The sequence below is a fragment of the Microcystis sp. M169S2 genome, from assembly GCF_020245865.1.
Lineage (GTDB): Bacteria > Cyanobacteriota > Cyanobacteriia > Cyanobacteriales > Microcystaceae > Microcystis > Microcystis ichthyoblabe_A.
On sequence record NZ_JADBUB010000035.1, the window covers coordinates 1 to 15254 of the forward strand.

16 protein-coding genes and 1 pseudogene are annotated in these 15254 nt (G+C 44.1%); 4 read left to right on the forward strand and 13 right to left on the reverse strand.

The genetic code is table 11. The features are described from left to right. Positions 1 to 106: transposase (locus IM485_RS04020; protein ID WP_287638279.1), on the forward strand; the 106-nt coding region annotated here is incomplete at its 5' end. Here the strand turns inward: IM485_RS04020 and IM485_RS04025 are convergent. The 8 genes and pseudogenes from IM485_RS04025 to IM485_RS04060 all read right to left on the reverse strand — a co-directional run. Then, positions 96 to 2678 (reverse strand): CHAT domain-containing protein, encoded by a 2583-nt coding sequence (locus IM485_RS04025; RefSeq protein WP_353845999.1) that lies wholly within the window; start codon positions 2676 to 2678, stop codon positions 96 to 98. The two genes, IM485_RS04020 and IM485_RS04025, sit on opposite strands and share 11 nt — an antisense overlap. A gap of 567 nt (positions 2679 to 3245) precedes the next feature. Further along, on the reverse strand, positions 3246 to 3779 hold the full coding sequence (locus IM485_RS04030) for a transposase (protein WP_287741474.1): 534 nt from the start codon (positions 3777 to 3779) through the stop codon (positions 3246 to 3248). A gap of 267 nt (positions 3780 to 4046) precedes the next feature. Further along, a complete protein-coding gene (locus IM485_RS04035; protein ID WP_110545873.1) occupies positions 4047 to 4259 on the reverse strand; it encodes a type II toxin-antitoxin system HicA family toxin in 213 nt (70 codons plus the stop codon). Further along, entirely contained in the window at positions 4252 to 4458 is a 207-nt protein-coding gene (locus IM485_RS04040; protein ID WP_008203484.1) for a type II toxin-antitoxin system HicB family antitoxin, read from the reverse strand. The genes IM485_RS04035 and IM485_RS04040 overlap by 8 nt, the downstream gene beginning before the upstream one ends. Before the next feature lie 45 nt (positions 4459 to 4503). Then, positions 4504 to 4779 carry a DUF433 domain-containing protein gene (locus tag IM485_RS04045; RefSeq protein WP_008203483.1) on the reverse strand — a complete coding sequence of 92 codons (276 nt, stop codon included), beginning with the start codon at positions 4777 to 4779 and terminating at the stop codon, positions 4504 to 4506. A gap of 375 nt (positions 4780 to 5154) precedes the next feature. Further along, positions 5155 to 5433 carry a hemolysin XhlA family protein gene (locus tag IM485_RS04050; RefSeq protein WP_104396364.1) on the reverse strand — a complete coding sequence of 93 codons (279 nt, stop codon included), beginning with the start codon at positions 5431 to 5433 and terminating at the stop codon, positions 5155 to 5157. Positions 5434 to 5590: 157 nt separating this feature from the next. Then, on the reverse strand, positions 5591 to 6559 hold the full coding sequence (locus IM485_RS04055) for a cysteine synthase A (protein ID WP_104396365.1): 969 nt from the start codon (positions 6557 to 6559) through the stop codon (positions 5591 to 5593). Positions 6560 to 6565: 6 nt separating this feature from the next. Further along, positions 6566 to 6784 (reverse strand): annotated as a pseudogene (locus IM485_RS04060) (PhoH family protein); the annotation flags it as partial. Positions 6785 to 6949: 165 nt separating this feature from the next. Between IM485_RS04060 and IM485_RS04065 the strand changes: the two are divergent. After that, entirely contained in the window at positions 6950 to 7843 is an 894-nt protein-coding gene (locus tag IM485_RS04065) for a hypothetical protein (RefSeq protein WP_104396366.1), read from the forward strand. Between the two features lie 162 nt (positions 7844 to 8005). On the opposite strand, the gene IM485_RS04070 is transcribed toward IM485_RS04065, so the two are convergent. From IM485_RS04070 to rpmI, 3 genes are read right to left on the reverse strand one after another with little or no spacing between them, the layout of a single operon-like run. Then, positions 8006 to 8962 (reverse strand): PhoH family protein, encoded by a 957-nt coding sequence (locus IM485_RS04070; RefSeq protein WP_287741479.1) that lies wholly within the window; start codon positions 8960 to 8962, stop codon positions 8006 to 8008. 13 nt (positions 8963 to 8975) lie between these two features. Next, positions 8976 to 9323 carry a 50S ribosomal protein L20 gene (gene rplT, locus IM485_RS04075; RefSeq protein ID WP_046661759.1) on the reverse strand — a complete coding sequence of 116 codons (348 nt, stop codon included), beginning with the start codon at positions 9321 to 9323 and terminating at the stop codon, positions 8976 to 8978. 31 nt (positions 9324 to 9354) lie between these two features. Further along, positions 9355 to 9558, reverse strand: a complete 204-nt coding sequence (gene rpmI / locus IM485_RS04080) for a 50S ribosomal protein L35 (protein WP_002740108.1) — start codon at positions 9556 to 9558, stop codon at positions 9355 to 9357. Positions 9559 to 9767: 209 nt separating this feature from the next. Between rpmI and IM485_RS04085 the strand changes: the two genes are divergently transcribed. After that, the gene (locus IM485_RS04085; protein ID WP_104396367.1) at positions 9768 to 10943 is read left to right on the forward strand and encodes a transaldolase; all 1176 of its coding nucleotides are present in this window, start codon (positions 9768 to 9770) and stop codon (positions 10941 to 10943) included. A gap of 213 nt (positions 10944 to 11156) precedes the next feature. Here the strand turns inward: IM485_RS04085 and prfA are convergent, their stop codons facing one another. Together prfA and IM485_RS04095 are read right to left on the reverse strand one after the other, a co-directional pair. After that, positions 11157 to 12257 carry a peptide chain release factor 1 gene (gene prfA / locus IM485_RS04090; protein WP_194018438.1) on the reverse strand — a complete coding sequence of 367 codons (1101 nt, stop codon included), beginning with the start codon at positions 12255 to 12257 and terminating at the stop codon, positions 11157 to 11159. A gap of 304 nt (positions 12258 to 12561) precedes the next feature. Next, positions 12562 to 12717, reverse strand: coding sequence for a hypothetical protein (locus IM485_RS04095; RefSeq protein WP_287741481.1), 156 nt, complete (start codon positions 12715 to 12717; stop codon positions 12562 to 12564). 116 nt (positions 12718 to 12833) lie between these two features. On the opposite strand from IM485_RS04095, the gene IM485_RS04100 reads away from it, so the two are divergent. After that, positions 12834 to 14987 (forward strand): polyribonucleotide nucleotidyltransferase, encoded by a 2154-nt coding sequence (locus IM485_RS04100; RefSeq protein WP_104396369.1) that lies wholly within the window; start codon positions 12834 to 12836, stop codon positions 14985 to 14987. Positions 14988 to 15254 lie beyond the last annotated feature (267 nt).

A 15254-nucleotide genomic window follows, 5' to 3' on the forward strand; every position in this document is an offset into this window, starting at 1 on the left:
AATTGAGGGAATGAATACCAAAATAAAGCTTATTAAAAGAATGAGTTATGGATTTACCAATTTTCAACATCTTCGACTTAAGCTGTTTGCTTGCTTTAATTCATAACAAAAATTAACACACGAAAACCAGAAGAGCCATTATCGGGGTTAAAGCTTCCATGACAGGAGAAGTGATAGCAGTGGTTATCTGAGGATTTGAGATGGGGAAGAACAGCGTTTTTAGTGGCGTTATCTTGGGCGATAACTTGAGGTTCAGTAAAGAAAGTTGAGAGGATATTAACTTCTAAATCGGTGTAAAATAAGTCTTTGGTGGGGTTTTGAATTGCGAAAAGTTTATTAAAGTCGGAATGGTGAAAAGTTTGGGTGATTTTTTGCAAGATTTGACAACTGGGGGCATATTGTACACCCTTCGGAAATAAATCTTGTAATTCTGATCCCCCCGTTGCCGACTCCCCCCTTTTTAAGGAGAGTTGGGGGGGATCAACAGGTAAGGCGTGTAAGGGTAAGATATGCAGAAACCAATGGGGGATAATAATTAAGCGTTGACAAGTATCGGGAATCAGGGCAAGAATATCATTAATATGCAGAATATCAGCAAAAGTCTGTAGGAGGTTAGACAGTTGATTTCTCCATTCTTGCTTGCGATTTTCGGAGTAGTAAAGCTGTCGATAATTGTTGATTGTATCAAATAATTGATTTTTATCATCTTCGGAAGATTGCCAAACTTTAACCTCTCCCTCAGCAGACACGACAAAAGCGAGTATTTTCTCCCCTGTAATGTACCATTGCAGGAGACAAGTTTCAGCATCAGTTAATTCCTGAATTTCTGTAAATGGGATCGGCTCAACTTTTTGAGTGAGGCTAAAGAGAGGATCTTTAATTTCTCTTGCAATAAAATTATCTAAGTCTTGTTGATATTCTTTCAAATAACTTTGATCTTGAACGTAGGGAGTTAGGTTATCACTACGCATTAGCTTCTGGTTAATGCTTTGATGGTGTAAGCGAATTTGTTCATTAAAAACTCGTTGTTTTAATTCATTTAATTGGGCGATAATTTCTTGACTAACGCCTTCGGGTTGTAGATTTTTCTGGGTGATTAATTCCACCAGATTACGCCCTTTACTGCGTTCGATATATTCTAATGCCTTCTCAGGCTGATTGAGGTTAAGATGCGCCTGTACAATGCGATGAAAAACACCAATAGCATTAGATAAAACCTCTTGGCGACTTTGGGGGTTTAATGCTTCTAAGCGGGCATTTTCTACCGCTTCAATGGCAGTATTATAGGCTTCTGTGGCAGGTTGCCATTGCTCTTCGCTGTAGTGAAGAATAGCTAAATTACGAGCGGTTTGTAAACAATTAAGGGGATCAGCTTCTTTTGTGCGGATTGTTAAAGCATTCTGATAGGATGTGATCGCCATTTCTAAATTGTCAGCTTTATCCCCTCTGATTCTGTCACTGTAAGCTAATGCGAGATTATTCTGTGTATTTGCCCAATTTTGGGGAAAAGCGTCAAAAGTTCTCACTTTCAAAGCTTCTTGGTAAGCGGCGATCGCCTTTTCTAAATTCTCAGCTTTATCCCCTTTGATTCTGTCAAGGTAAGCATTAGCGAGATTATTCTGTGTCATTGCCCAATCTTGGGGAAATGCCTCAAAAGTTCTCACTTTCAAAGCTTCATTGTAAGCGGCGATCGCTATTTCTAAATTGTCAGCTTTCTGCCCTCTGATTCTGTCAAGGTAAGCACTAGCGAGATTATTCTGTATCATTGCCCAATCTTGGGGAAATGCGTCAAAAGTCCTCACTTTCAAGGCTTCATTTAAAGCGACGATTGCCCTTTCTAAATTCTTAGCTTTCTCCCCTCTGATTCTATTACCGTAAGCAGCAGCGAGATTATTCTGTGTCATTGCCCAATTTTGGGGAAATGCCTCAAAAGTTAACACTTTCAAGGCTTCCTGGCAAGCAGTGATCGCCCTTTCTAAATTCTCGGCTCTCTCCCCTCTGATTCTATCAACGTAAGCAGCAGCGAGATCATTCTGTGTCATTGCCCAATCTTGGGGAAATGCCTCAAAAGTTAACACTTTCAAGGCTTCCTGGCAAGCAGTGATCGCCCTTTCTAAATTCTCGGCTCTCTCCCCTCTGATTCTGAAAAGGTAAGCAATAGCCAGATTATTCTGTGTATTTGCCCATTGCTGGGGAAATGCGTCAAAAGTATAAACTTTCAAGGCTTCCTGGCAAGCGGCGATCGCTATTTCTAAATTGTCAGCTTTCTGCCCTCTGATTCTGTCAAGGTAAGCACTAGCGAGATTATTCTGTATCATTGCCCATTGCTGGGGAAATGCGTCAAAAGTGAAGATAGTTAAGGCTATTTCATAACCCGTGATGGCAATTTCTTGGTTGACAGCGATGTCACCGAGGGGAAATTGTTGGATTGATTCACTGAAATAGAAAATAACCGCAGCGATAGAATAAGCTTGTTTTGAATTAACTTTCGTTAATGTCTCTCTCGCCCAACTGTCTAGGATTTGCGCTAAATTATAATCTAACTTATCAAGATTCTGCGCCCAGAAGGGATAAATAACTTGAGGATTAGGATTTTCAGAGATTTTTTGTAATGTTTCCATCAAGAAATTGAGATAGTCTTGCGGGTTTAGGGAGGCTTGGGTGCGTTGTTCATTCATGGCGTGGCAGATGGGGAATTGATGGGTAGGGGCGAAGCATTCGGATAGAAAATTTAGGGTTTCAGTGATAGATTATGCACGAATGCTTCGCCCGTACAGGGATTGAATGGGGAGATTATCGTAATTCTATCACAGGGATGATAGGCTAAGGTTATTGTCTGGGGTAGGGGCGAAGCATTCGGATAAAAAATTTAGGGTTTCAGTGATAGATTATGCACGAATGCTTCGCCCGTACAGGGATTTAATGGGGAGATTATCGTAATTTTATCACAGGGATAATAGGCTAAGGTTATTGTCTGGGGTAGGGGCGAAGCATTCGGATATAAAATCTAGGGTTTCAGTGATAGATTATGCACGAATGCTTCGCCCGTACAGGGATTTAATGAGGAAATTATCAAAATTGTATCACAGGGATAATAGGCGAAGGTTATTAGTTTATTGCCCAGGGTAGGGGCGAAGCATTCGGATAAGAAATTTATGGTTTCAGCGATATGTTATTGCCCGAATGCTTCGCCCCTACAGGTTATTCGTCCCCGCAGGTTATTTGTCCCCACAGGTTATTTGCCCCTACATTGGTTTGAATTTATTCAGATTGTTCTCGTCTTGTTCCCAATTTCGCGGATTATCAAGAATGTATTGCCGGATTTTTTGATAAGAATTTTCATTGCGAATGATATGTTCATAATAATTGCGCTGCCAAATTTTCAGGCGATCGCCACATAAAAAATTGATTTTACGAGTAGAAATTGATTTAAAATTCTGCACAATAGCCCCCAAAGATTCCGGCATTGTACCGTGAGGATATTGCGAATCGTGTGCAGCCTTTTCCAGAGCTTGATTTTGTATTACTATAATTCCATGAATATGATTGGGCATGACAATAAAAGTATCTAGTTCAATAAAATTAAAATGTAGAGGCAGTCTATACCATACTGCTTCAACAGTATCACCAAGTAAATTTCGCTCCATATTTCCTTCAACAATTTCACCAAATAGATACTGCTTCTGATAAGAACAAATTGTTATATAATAAGCTCCATTAAGCCTATAATCATAGCCTTTTAAACGAATAGATTGTCGATGTTTTTTGGGTTCATTCATGGCGTGGCGGATGGTGGCGGTTAATTCAGTTATCTTTAGCGATAGGTTATTGTTCGGGGGTAGGGGCGAAGCATTCGGGCAATAACTTATCGCTGAAACCCTAGATTTTCTATCCGAATGCTTCGCCCCTACAGGGATTTAATGGGGAGATTATCAAAATTGTATCACAGGGATAATAACCGAAAAAATCCTAGTCAATCAAACAATCAAAAAAATCATAATTTAGACAGAATTAGGTGCGTTGTTCGTTCATAGGTTGAGATTGTTTTATAAAAGTTTTTTAAATTCTTCAATAGTTAATCCAGAACCTTTAATAATTGTTCCCATTGTATAAGCATTGATTGGATTAGCCCTTGGAATAGTGAGAATATTTTCTCCATCAGTCATGGTAATATGTTTCCCCTGTATAACAATCTGAAATCCTGCTTTTTCAAAGGCTTTAATTGCTCGTTGATGATTAATTACAGCAAGACTAGGCATGATTTAATTCAACTTCTACATAATAAGATTCGATCCCTTGATTCAACTCCGCAGCAACTTCTAAATAAGACTGAATTGCATCTTGAATATTATTGAGTGCTTCTTCTTTAGTTATCCCTTGAGAAGCACAGCCAGGTAAACTAGGACACCAAACAGCATATCCCTCTTCTGATTGCTTGAGATTGACTTGATATTGCATATTTTTAAGATCATCCCGTCCTTAATAAAAATTTGGGCAAAACTATTATTGTAATGCTTCAATGCGATCTGCTTCGGCGGCTTCGGCTATAATTTCTGCTTCTATTGTTTCTTTGTTAGTATGATAGTAAGTTAGAGCGGCATAAACTTGTGCCAAAGAAAGATGAGGGATTTCATCGGCAATTTCTTCAGGACTATATCCTAACTTATACCAGATCACTATTCTTCGTACAGTAACAGCAGTTCCCGCGATAATAGGACAACCTCCATGAATTTTGGGATCGCTTTTTATGAAAGTGCCAATATTGATCTCTGTTAACATAACTTTCTTCGATTCAGTTTCAACTAATTAAACTACATAGGATTCTATGTTTTTATCACCATTCTAGCATAGCCCAAGCATTGGTCGGGGTAGGGGATTGAATGGGGAGATTATCAGAATTCTATCACAGGGACGATAGCCGAAAAAAATAATAGTCAATCAAACAATCAAAAAAAATCATAGTTTAGACGGTATTGGGTGCGTTGTTCATTCATAGCGTGGTAGATGGGGAATTGATAGGTAGGGGCGAAGCATTCGGATAAAAAATCTAGGATTTCAGCGATAGGTTATGCCCAAATGCTTCGCCCGTACAGGGATTTTCTGCAATTTGAGGAATCACTGTTGCACAAGGCGGTTCAAAATTCATTATCTTAATTATGATTGAGTAAAAGGGAGAATAATATAGCGAATCACTGTTCCTATTAAAGCTGTTCCCAAGATGCCGATTAACGTCCAAATCTGGGCTTTCTGAGAGCCTTTTAATTCTTTTGTATCTTCTTTTACTCCTTCAATATCTTTTTCTAAACTATCGAATTTTTCCTCTAATCTCGCCTGTACTATTTTAATATCCATAACATCTTTTTGTAGATTATCCAACTTCTGATTAATTGAACCTAAAATTTCTTTGAGATCCTGTTCAATAGTAACTGACATCTAATGATTCTCCTAATAATGATAGTTATCAGTATTGTTATCTATCTTGTCTTAATTGCTTGCCCAAAATCGTGCCTCATTTTCCCTTGCTGCCTTCCCTCATTGTTGCCCTCCCCCTCCCATTATCTCCACTAATTTATGAGCCGATAATTCCTGATTAAGCCAATCCTTTCTCAGCCAACCATTGAGGATTATATAAACGAGATTGATAACGGGCCCCACCATCACAAAGAACAGTAACGATGGTGTGGCCTGGCCCCATTTGTTTAGCTAAAGCCACCGCAGCACCAACATTAATACCCACAGAACCCCCCATAAATAAACCATCTTTTTGTAATAGTTGATAAACAACTTTAATGGCAGTGGGATCATCAATTTGAATGGCATCATCTATGGGTGCGCCTTCCATATTAGCGGTAATACGACTATTACCAATCCCTTCCGTAATTGAACTACCTTCCAGGGTAATTGTCCCGGTTTTCACATAACTATATAAACCGCTACCCATCGGATCGGCCACCACACAACGCACCTGGGGATTTTGGTCTTTTAAAAACATCGCCACCCCCGCGTAGGTTCCCCCGGTTCCCGTGGCAGCCACCCAAGCATCAATTTTACCGTCGGTTTGTTCCCAGATTTCCCGGCCAGTGGTTTCGTAGTGAGCGCGACGATTAGCGAGATTATCGAATTGATTAGCCCAGATAGCATTTTCCATCTCGCCGGCCAATCTCCCCGATAATTTAACGTAATTATTGGCATCTCGGTAGGGAACGGCGGGAACAGTACGCACTTCCGCGCCAAGGGTTCTCAATAGGTCGATTTTCTCTTGGGATTGGGTATCGGGAATGATAATCAGGCATTTATAACCTTTAGCATTGCAGATATGGGCCAAACCGATGCCAGTATTGCCGGCGGTTCCTTCGACAACGGTTCCCCCCGGTTGCAGAGTACCGGCTTTTTCCGCTTCTTGAATAATATATAAAGCGGCCCGATCCTTGACCGAACCACCGGGGTTAAGAAATTCGGCCTTACCGAGAATCTCGCAGCCGGTTTCCTCGCTAAAACTATTGAGACGAATTAGGGGAGTATTACCCACCGCATCGACGAAACCATTTTTAATATCCATAATCTGTTATTTTTCGTGCTGTTCGTAGGCTGAGACGATTTTTTGTACTAAGGGATGACGTACCACATCGGCCCGCGATAGGTAAGAAAAAGCGATCCCTTCTACTGATTTTAGGATGTTTTGAGCGGCAATTAACCCCGATTCCTGTGGTTGCGTTAAATCGGTTTGGGTGACATCTCTGGTTACTACCATGCGCGAACTGAATCCGAAGGGAGTTAAGATCATCAATGCGATCGCACTTTCTCCACTGGGGAATTGAATCGTTGGCCAATTTCTACCACTTTAGCAAAATTGTTGTCTTAGCTGGAAATATTGATTAAATTGGAAGTTTTTAGCTGTTATTAGTTACTTAACCTAATATAGTGGTGGCGTTCTGTAAGGAGTCCCGCCGTGACTAACAATTCCATCGAGCCTTTGAATATTGGCAATACGATTAATACTGCCTTCCGTCTTTATCGTGATCGCTTCCAAACTTATGTATTCTTTGCTGTCCGCGCCTGTTTGTGGTCGCTTCTCCCCTTAGTTTTGCAATTAATTCTCAGTCAATTACTTTATCAAACAATTACCCCCGAACAAGGCAGCGATATCGGTTTACGTTTATTTATTTTCCCGATACAAATTTTCTCGGCTGCTAAGTATCTTTTCAATAATGCGGTTATCTCACGATTAGCTTTTCAAGACATCATTTATCAGCCAGAAACTGCCGGACAAGCGGAAAAAAAAGTTAAGCCTAAAATGTGGCGCTTGTGGTGGATGCAGGTTTTGATCGGTTTGTTGGGAGCGGCAATAATCTTGCCGATAACGCTGTCTCTGGTGCTAGTCAGTTTTATCCCCATCCTTGGTGTATTGCTTATTTTACTGGCTTCTTTCTGTCTTGCTTTTTTCTTCCTTTGGTTATCTGCTCGGATTTACATTGCCGAATTGCCCTTAGTAATTGAAGATAATTTAGGCAGTTGGCAAGCAATCAAGAGAGGTTGGCATTTAACTAAAAACTCGGCTTGGAGAATTGTGGGAGTGATGTTTATTGCCAGTTTATTAATTATTCCAGCTTATATTCTGTCAGTAGCTTTGGCTTCAATTCCCTTTTGGTTCAATTCTTTGGAGGACTGGCAAACGCTCGCGGAAAATCCTCTTTTTTTCCGACAAATGGCGATGTTTTCCTATAGTATGATTACTGTTTTTGTACTTCTGAGTACTTTATTAGTTCCTTTTTGGCAATCTCTCAAAAGTGTGATCTATAATCATCTTTTAGACCAGAAAAAAAATGATGGGGGAGAATACTAATAACTGAGCCGCTGTTGGTGTATCTAAATTACTTGTTAAGACTGTCTATGAGCAGGGGGTGGGGTAGTGGGGAGAGGGGAGAAAAAAGCTGACTCCTGAATTCTGTCTCCTCAATAATGACTTCTAACCCAATGGTAGATGTGGGACTATCTCAACAATCTGTTATTTTTCGTGCTGTTCGTAGGCTGAGACGATTTTTTGTACTAAGGGATGACGCACCACATCGGCCCGGGATAGGTAACAAAAAGCAATCCCTTCTACTGATTTTAGGATGTTTTGAGCGGCAATTAACCCCGATTCCTGTTGTTGCGGTAAATCGGTTTGGGTGACATCTCCAGTTACTACCATGCGCGAACCGAATCCCAAGCGAGTTAAGACCATTTTTAACTGTGCTGGGGTGGTATTTTGGGCCTCATCAACGATCACAAAAGCATTAGCTAGGGTTCGTCCCCGCATATAAGCTAAGGGTGCGATTTCGATTTTACCCCGTTCCATCAGGTCGGGAATTTTGGCCGCTTCGATAAATTCGTATAAAGCATCGTAGAGGGGACGCAAAAAAGGATCGACTTTTTGCTGTAAATCCCCCGGGAGAAAGCCTAATTTTTCCCCCGCTTCCACGGCCGGCCGGGTGAGGATAATCCGTTCTACTTTATCTTCTAATAAAGCTTGTACGGCTAAAACGGCGGCTAAAAAGGTTTTCCCCGTGCCGGCAGGTCCAATACAAAAGGTGATATCGTGACTTTGAATCGCTTGGATATATTGACGCTGACGGAAGGTTTTTGCCCGAATTAGCTCCCCGCGACGGGTACGAGCGAGAATATCCTGCTGTAGTTCTTTATACTCGCTAGAACGCCCCGTATCGAGGGCATGGATAGCGGTCATAATATCGGCTTCGGCGATTAACTTGGCCTCTTGCCATAAAATACTTAAGGAGCGTACAATCGCTGTGGCACGCTCCACGGGGGTCGGTTGCCCCGCAATCCGCAATTCCATGCCTCTGAGGACTAAATTCGCCCCAGTTTGCCTGGCTATCAATTTGAGGTTAGCTTCTTGATGACCCGCTAAAGCGATCGCACTTTCTGAACTGGGGAATTGAATCGTTTGCCAAGTTTCCGTCATGCTCGGGGCTAAATTATCCTTTGGCTGTTTCTACCACTTTAGCAAAAGCGACGGGATCGAGGACAGCTAATTGGGCCAACATTTTCCGATTGAGGAGGATATTAGCTTTCTTTAATTGTCCGGTTAGTTGGCTATAACTGATGCCCTGTTGACGAGCAGCGGCGTTAATGCGGGTAATCCAAAGACGACGAAAATCGCGTTTACGTTTGCGACGGTCTCTATAGGCATTCCGCAACGCCTTCATTACCTGTTGGTTAGCTGTACGGAATAAGCGAGAGTGAGAACCGCGAAAACCCTTGGCTAATTTGAGAATTTTTTTGCGTCGCTTGCGGGCGACATTCCCCCGTTTTACTCTAGACATGATAATCCTTTAGACGATTTTTCTGGAAAATTTACAAATAGGGCAACATTAAGCGCACTTCCTTCTCGTCGCGCTCGTCCACTAGGGTAATCTGGGACAAACGACGGCGCTTGCGTTCGGCACTCTTATGATCGAGTAGATGATTTTTGAAGGCTTTGCGACGTTTGATTTTTTTGCCGCTTCCCGTGGCCTCAAATCGTTTGGCCGCCGCCTTTCGCGTTTTTAGCTTGGGCATAAACTCCGTTTTATTAAATCGACACAATCACTAATACTATCACAAATAAAGGACTTTGGGCAAGGAGTCGCCAAAAGATTCCCCGGCTCATCCTTACTTTGGCCAGGTCTGTGCTTGGGAATTAAATCAATCGGGAATTTTCCCCTGCCTCTCGATCGAATCGCTAAGATCCAGATAAAGTCTTGCGTTAACACGCATCTGGAGAAGTTATGGCTAAAACCCTACTAGAACAATTACGCCAATTTACAGTGGTTGTTGCCGATACCGGCGATATCCAAGCGATCGAAGCTTTTACCCCCCAAGATACCACCACTAACCCCTCCCTGATCACGGCTGCGGCCCAAATGCCCCCATATCGGCCGATTGTCGATCAAACCCTGCAAGCGGCCAGAAAAGAATTAGGGCAGCAGGCCACCCCAGAAGATGTGGCCACATTAGCTTTTGATCGCCTAGCGATCGGTTTTGGTCTGCAAATCCTGCAAATCGTCCCCGGCCGCGTCTCGACCGAAGTAGATGCTCGTCTTTCCTACGATACCCAAGCTACCATCGACAAGGCCCGTTATCTCATTTCCCAGTATGAACAAGCGGGTATCTCTAGAGAAAGAGTCTTAATTAAAATTGCCTCGACGTGGGAAGGGATTAAAGCCGCAGAAGTCCTCGAAAAAGAGGGAATTCACTGTAATTTAACTCTATTATTCGGTTTTCATCAGGCGATCGCCTGTGCGGAGGCGGGAGTCACCTTAATTTCTCCCTTTGTCGGTCGGATTCTCGATTGGTATAAAAAAGAAACCGGTAAAGACTACGTTGGCGCTGAAGATCCCGGAGTCCAATCCGTTACCCAGATCTATAACTACTATAAAAAGTTTGGTTATAAAACCGAAGTTATGGGGGCAAGTTTCCGCAATATCGGCGAAATTTGCGAGTTAGCTGGTTGTGATCTTTTAACCATTTCTCCGAAACTTCTCGAGCAATTGCAGGAGACAGAAGCCGATTTACCCCGTAAGCTCGATCCAGATCAGGCCGCAACCCTTGATATTGTCAAAATTGCCATGGATCAAGCGACTTTTGAGAAAATGCACGCCGAAGATGCCATGGCTTCCGAAAAACTAGCGGAAGGTATTCAAGGTTTTACCAAAGCTTTAGAATTATTGGAACAATTGCTGATTCAACGTTTAACCCAGTTGGAAGGTCAGTCAACCCTAGAACACGCCGCCGAAGATATTTTCCGAGTCTATGACCATGATGGCGATGGTTTCATCACCCGGGAAGAATGGGCGGGAACCGATGCGGTATTTGATGCGATCGATATTAACCATGATGGGAAAATTTCTCCCGATGAGATCGCTGTCGGTTTGGGTGCGGCTTTTCGTTTAGTGGAAGCTTAGAATTAGTCGTGAGTTGAACTAACCGGCATCAGTCCCCACCCGCACTCACCCCCACCAGTGGGGAAAGTGCAGGGAGTGGGGAGCTTTTTGTTGTGAACAGTAAACAGTAACCAGTAATCAGTAATCAGTGAACAGAAAGCTCTGAACTTGCCACTCAATACTATTCACTGAAAAATAAAATCTGATCACTGGTAACTGATCACTGATCACTGATTAAGCTGTCTCTTGGGCAGCGGCTAATTCTGCCAGTTTTCCCTGTTGATCCTTGGCGATACAAGATTGGATCACCTCTTCGATGGCGCCGTCTAAAATGCGATCGAGGGAAAAATTCTGATTTAAGCGATGATCGGTGAGACGATTATCCTTATAGTTATAGGTGCGAATTTTTTCCGAACGCGAACCGGTTCCCACCTGAGAGCGTCGCATGGAACTGACCGCTTCCTGTTGTTCCTGTAACTTCATATCGTACAGTTTCGCCCGGAGAATCTGCATAGCTCGTTCCCGGTTTTGCAATTGCGATCGCTCCTCGGTGCAGAAAACCCGGATTCCCGTGGGTTTATGGATTAAATCGACCGCAGTTTCCACTTTATTGACATTTTGACCGCCTGCCCCCCCGGATCTAGCCGTGGTTAACTCAATATCCTTGGGATCGATATGCACTTCCACATCGTCCACTTCCGGCATAATCGCCACGGTAGCGGTGGAAGTGTGGACACGACCACTCGCTTCCGTCAGAGGAACCCGCTGCACCCGATGGACTCCCGCCTCAAATTTCAGCTTACTATAGACGTTATCGCCTTTAATCTCTAAAATTGCCTCTTTAAATCCCCCCATATCCGCCGGAGATTCACTCAAAAGGCTAACTTTCCAGTTTTGAGTTTCGGCATATTTTGAGTACAAACGCACTAAATCCCCCGCCCAAATACTGGCCTCATCACCTCCAGTCCCGGCGCGAATTTCCAGCATGATATTCTTTTCATCGAGGGGATCCCGGGGCAGCAGCAGAATGGTTAATTGGTCTTCCAAAGAGGCGATTTTTGCCTCTAATTCTGCCACTTCTAGGGCGGCGATTTCCCGTAGTTCGGGATCGCTGGCGGATTCTTTGAAGATTTGTTTCGCACCGATTAAATCCTCTTGACTTTTTTGCCAAATTTCGTAGGTGTTGACCGTTTCCTCTAGGGAAGCGCGGGATTTGGCCAGACGATGCAATTCACCCGGATTACTGGTGACATCGGGATCCGCTAGACGACGGGTTAATTCTTTGTAGGTCTGTTCTACAGATTGCAGTTTATCTAGTAAATAACTTTCAGCCATGATCGATAATAAATAGGGTTAAACAGGGTTAATTGGAAGATAACCCGCAAATTCTCTGGATTAAAAGCGTCTGAGAGATAATAGAGACGCAATCCTTTTAATTGTCTTAATTTTCTTTGTCTGGAGTTCTTCGAGCTAGGAAAAATCCCGCTCAACTGCTGACAGTAAGTCAGTTTTGCTAATACTTAGAAATATTTTTGGGCCAGCAAGCGGCAAGGGAAGACATTTTTTTCTTAACCAGATTATTCCTATATCTGAAGCTATCATTTTTTGGCTGGTTTGAGCAAGTCATGTTAAATCCTGTTTAAAAGCAGGGAATTGGGGTGTGGGGTGTGGGGTGTGGGGTGTGGGAAATTGGGGAAGTGGGGTGTAGTGGGGTGTGGGGTGTGGGGTGTGGGAAATTGGGGAAGTGGGGAGATCGGAGATGGAAGCAGGGAGAAAAAAGCTGATAACTGATCACTGATAACTGATCACTGATAACTGATCACTGAATACTAAACCTGTCGGAAAGGGGGACAAAAAATGCTAGGATGGCGACAGCACAGAGAAAAGTGAAAGAAAGGAATATAGCTTTACATGGAAGAGTTTGACAAGTCAATATCCTTTGATGGCAGGGATATTCGACTAAAAATAGGGCTTTTAGCCCCCCAAGCTGGCGGTAGTGTTCTGATCCAATCGGGAGAAACGGCGGTTTTAGTGACAGCAACCACAGCCAAAGCCAGAGAAGGAGTAGATTTCCTGCCCTTAACCGTTGATTACGAAGAAAGATTATACGCCGCAGGGCGCATCCCGGGAGGATTTTTGCGTCGTGAAGGTCGTCCCCCGGAAAAAGCAATTCTGACCGGTCGTTTGATCGATCGCCCCCTGCGTCCCCTATTCCCCAATTGGATGCGGGATGATATCCAAGTAGTCGCTACGACCCTCTCGATGGATGAGGAAGTCCCCCCGGATGTTTTGGCTGTTACTGGAGCCTCCGTGGCGGTTTTGTTGGCAGGTATTCCCTTCCAAGGACCGATGGCAGCGGTGCGCGTCGGTTTACTGGGGGATGAATTTATCATCAATCCCACCTACAAGGAAATCCATAACGGAGAATTGGATCTAGTGGTGGCCGGTAGTCCCGAAGGGGTAGTGATGATCGAAGCGGGAGCCAATCAGTTACCAGAACGGGATATTATTGAGGCGATCGATTTTGGTTATGAAGCAGTGCGCGACCTGATCACCGCTCAACGGGAATTGATCGATCAGTTGGGTATTCCCCTCGTCACCCGGGAAGCGCCGGCAGTAAGCGAAACCGTGCAGAATTTCCTGAAAGAACAAGCTAAAGAGGAAATTAAACAGATTCTCTGCCAGTTTACCCTTAGCAAAACCGAACGGGATGAGAAATTAGAGGCGATCGAAAATCGGATCAAGGAAACTATAACCGCTCTCCCCGATGAAGATCCCTTAAAATCTCCAACGCTGGAAGAGCCGAAGTTAATCGGTAATCTCTTCAAGGATCTGACCAAAAAACTGATGCGCGCCCAAATTATCGAGGATGGGGTGCGGGTTGATGGTCGCAAACTGGACGAAGTACGGCCGATTTCTTGCCGGGTAGGAGTTTTACCCCGTCGGGTTCACGGTAGCGGTTTGTTTAATCGCGGTTTAACCCAAGTGCTTTCGATCGCCACCCTTGGCACCCCCGGTGATGCTCAGGATTTAGGGGACGATCTCCATCCCGAAGATGAAAAACGCTATCTTCATCACTACAATTTCCCACCCTTTTCCGTCGGTGAAACCCGTCCCATGCGTTCTCCCGGCCGTCGAGAAATCGGTCACGGTGCTTTAGCGGAAAGGGCGATCGTACCTGTCCTCCCCCCCCAGGAGGAATTTCCCTATGTGCTGCGGGTGGTGTCGGAAGTCCTCTCTTCTAATGGTTCCACCTCCATGGGTTCCGTGTGCGGTTCTACCCTGGCGCTGATGGATGCCGGTGTTCCCCTGAAAAAACCCGTTAGCGGTGCGGCCATGGGTTTAATTAAAGAAGGGGAAGAAGTGCGGATTTTGACCGATATCCAAGGTATCGAGGATTTTCTGGGAGATATGGACTTTAAGGTGGCTGGCACTGATTCCGGCATCACCGCTCTCCAGATGGATATGAAAATCCCCGGTTTAACCATGGAAGTGGTGGCCAAGGCGATCGAACAAGCTTTACCGGCCCGCAAACATATCCTCGAGAAGATGTTAGCGACCCTAGAAAAACCCCGCACAGAATTATCTCCCCACGCACCCCGGTTATTGACGATCAAGATCGATCCGGATCTGATCGGGTTAGTAATCGGGCCGGGTGGTAAGACGGTTAAAGGGATTACTGAACAGACCGGCACGAAAATCGATATCGATGACGATGGTACTGTCACTATTTCCTCCACCGATGGGGAACAGGCCGAAAAAGCTAAACGACTGATCTACAATATGACCCGCAAACTCAATGAGGGTGAGGTTTATCTCGGTCGCGTGACTCGCATTATCCAAATCGGCGCTTTTGTGGAAGTTTTGCCGGGGAAAGAGGGAATGATCCATATTTCCCAATTGGCCGAGGGACGCGTCGGTAAGGTCGAAGATGAAGTGGCCGTGGGGGATGAGGTGTTAGTCAAGGTACGCGAGATCGATAGTAAAGGTCGTCTCAATCTCACCCGTCTCGGTATTCATCCCGATGAGGCCGCCGCTGCCCGTAAGGCTGCTACTGTAGTCTAGGTGAATTTTTTGTTCATGGTTAACTCTCGATCGCTCGATCGAGAGTTTTTGTTTAGGGCTTGCTGAATAAATGTGAAATGTAGGCAAGGTAAGGGTTTTGTGGCTTTTCTGGCGAAACAGGTGCAAGATTTTGAGAGAATCGTGCTTCAAAACCTGGCATCTTGAGCGGCGATCGCGTCCTGTAGGGGCGAAGCATTCGGGCAATAACCTATCGGTGAAACCGTAGATTTTCTATCCGAATGCTTCGCCCGTACTTTTTGCCGCAAA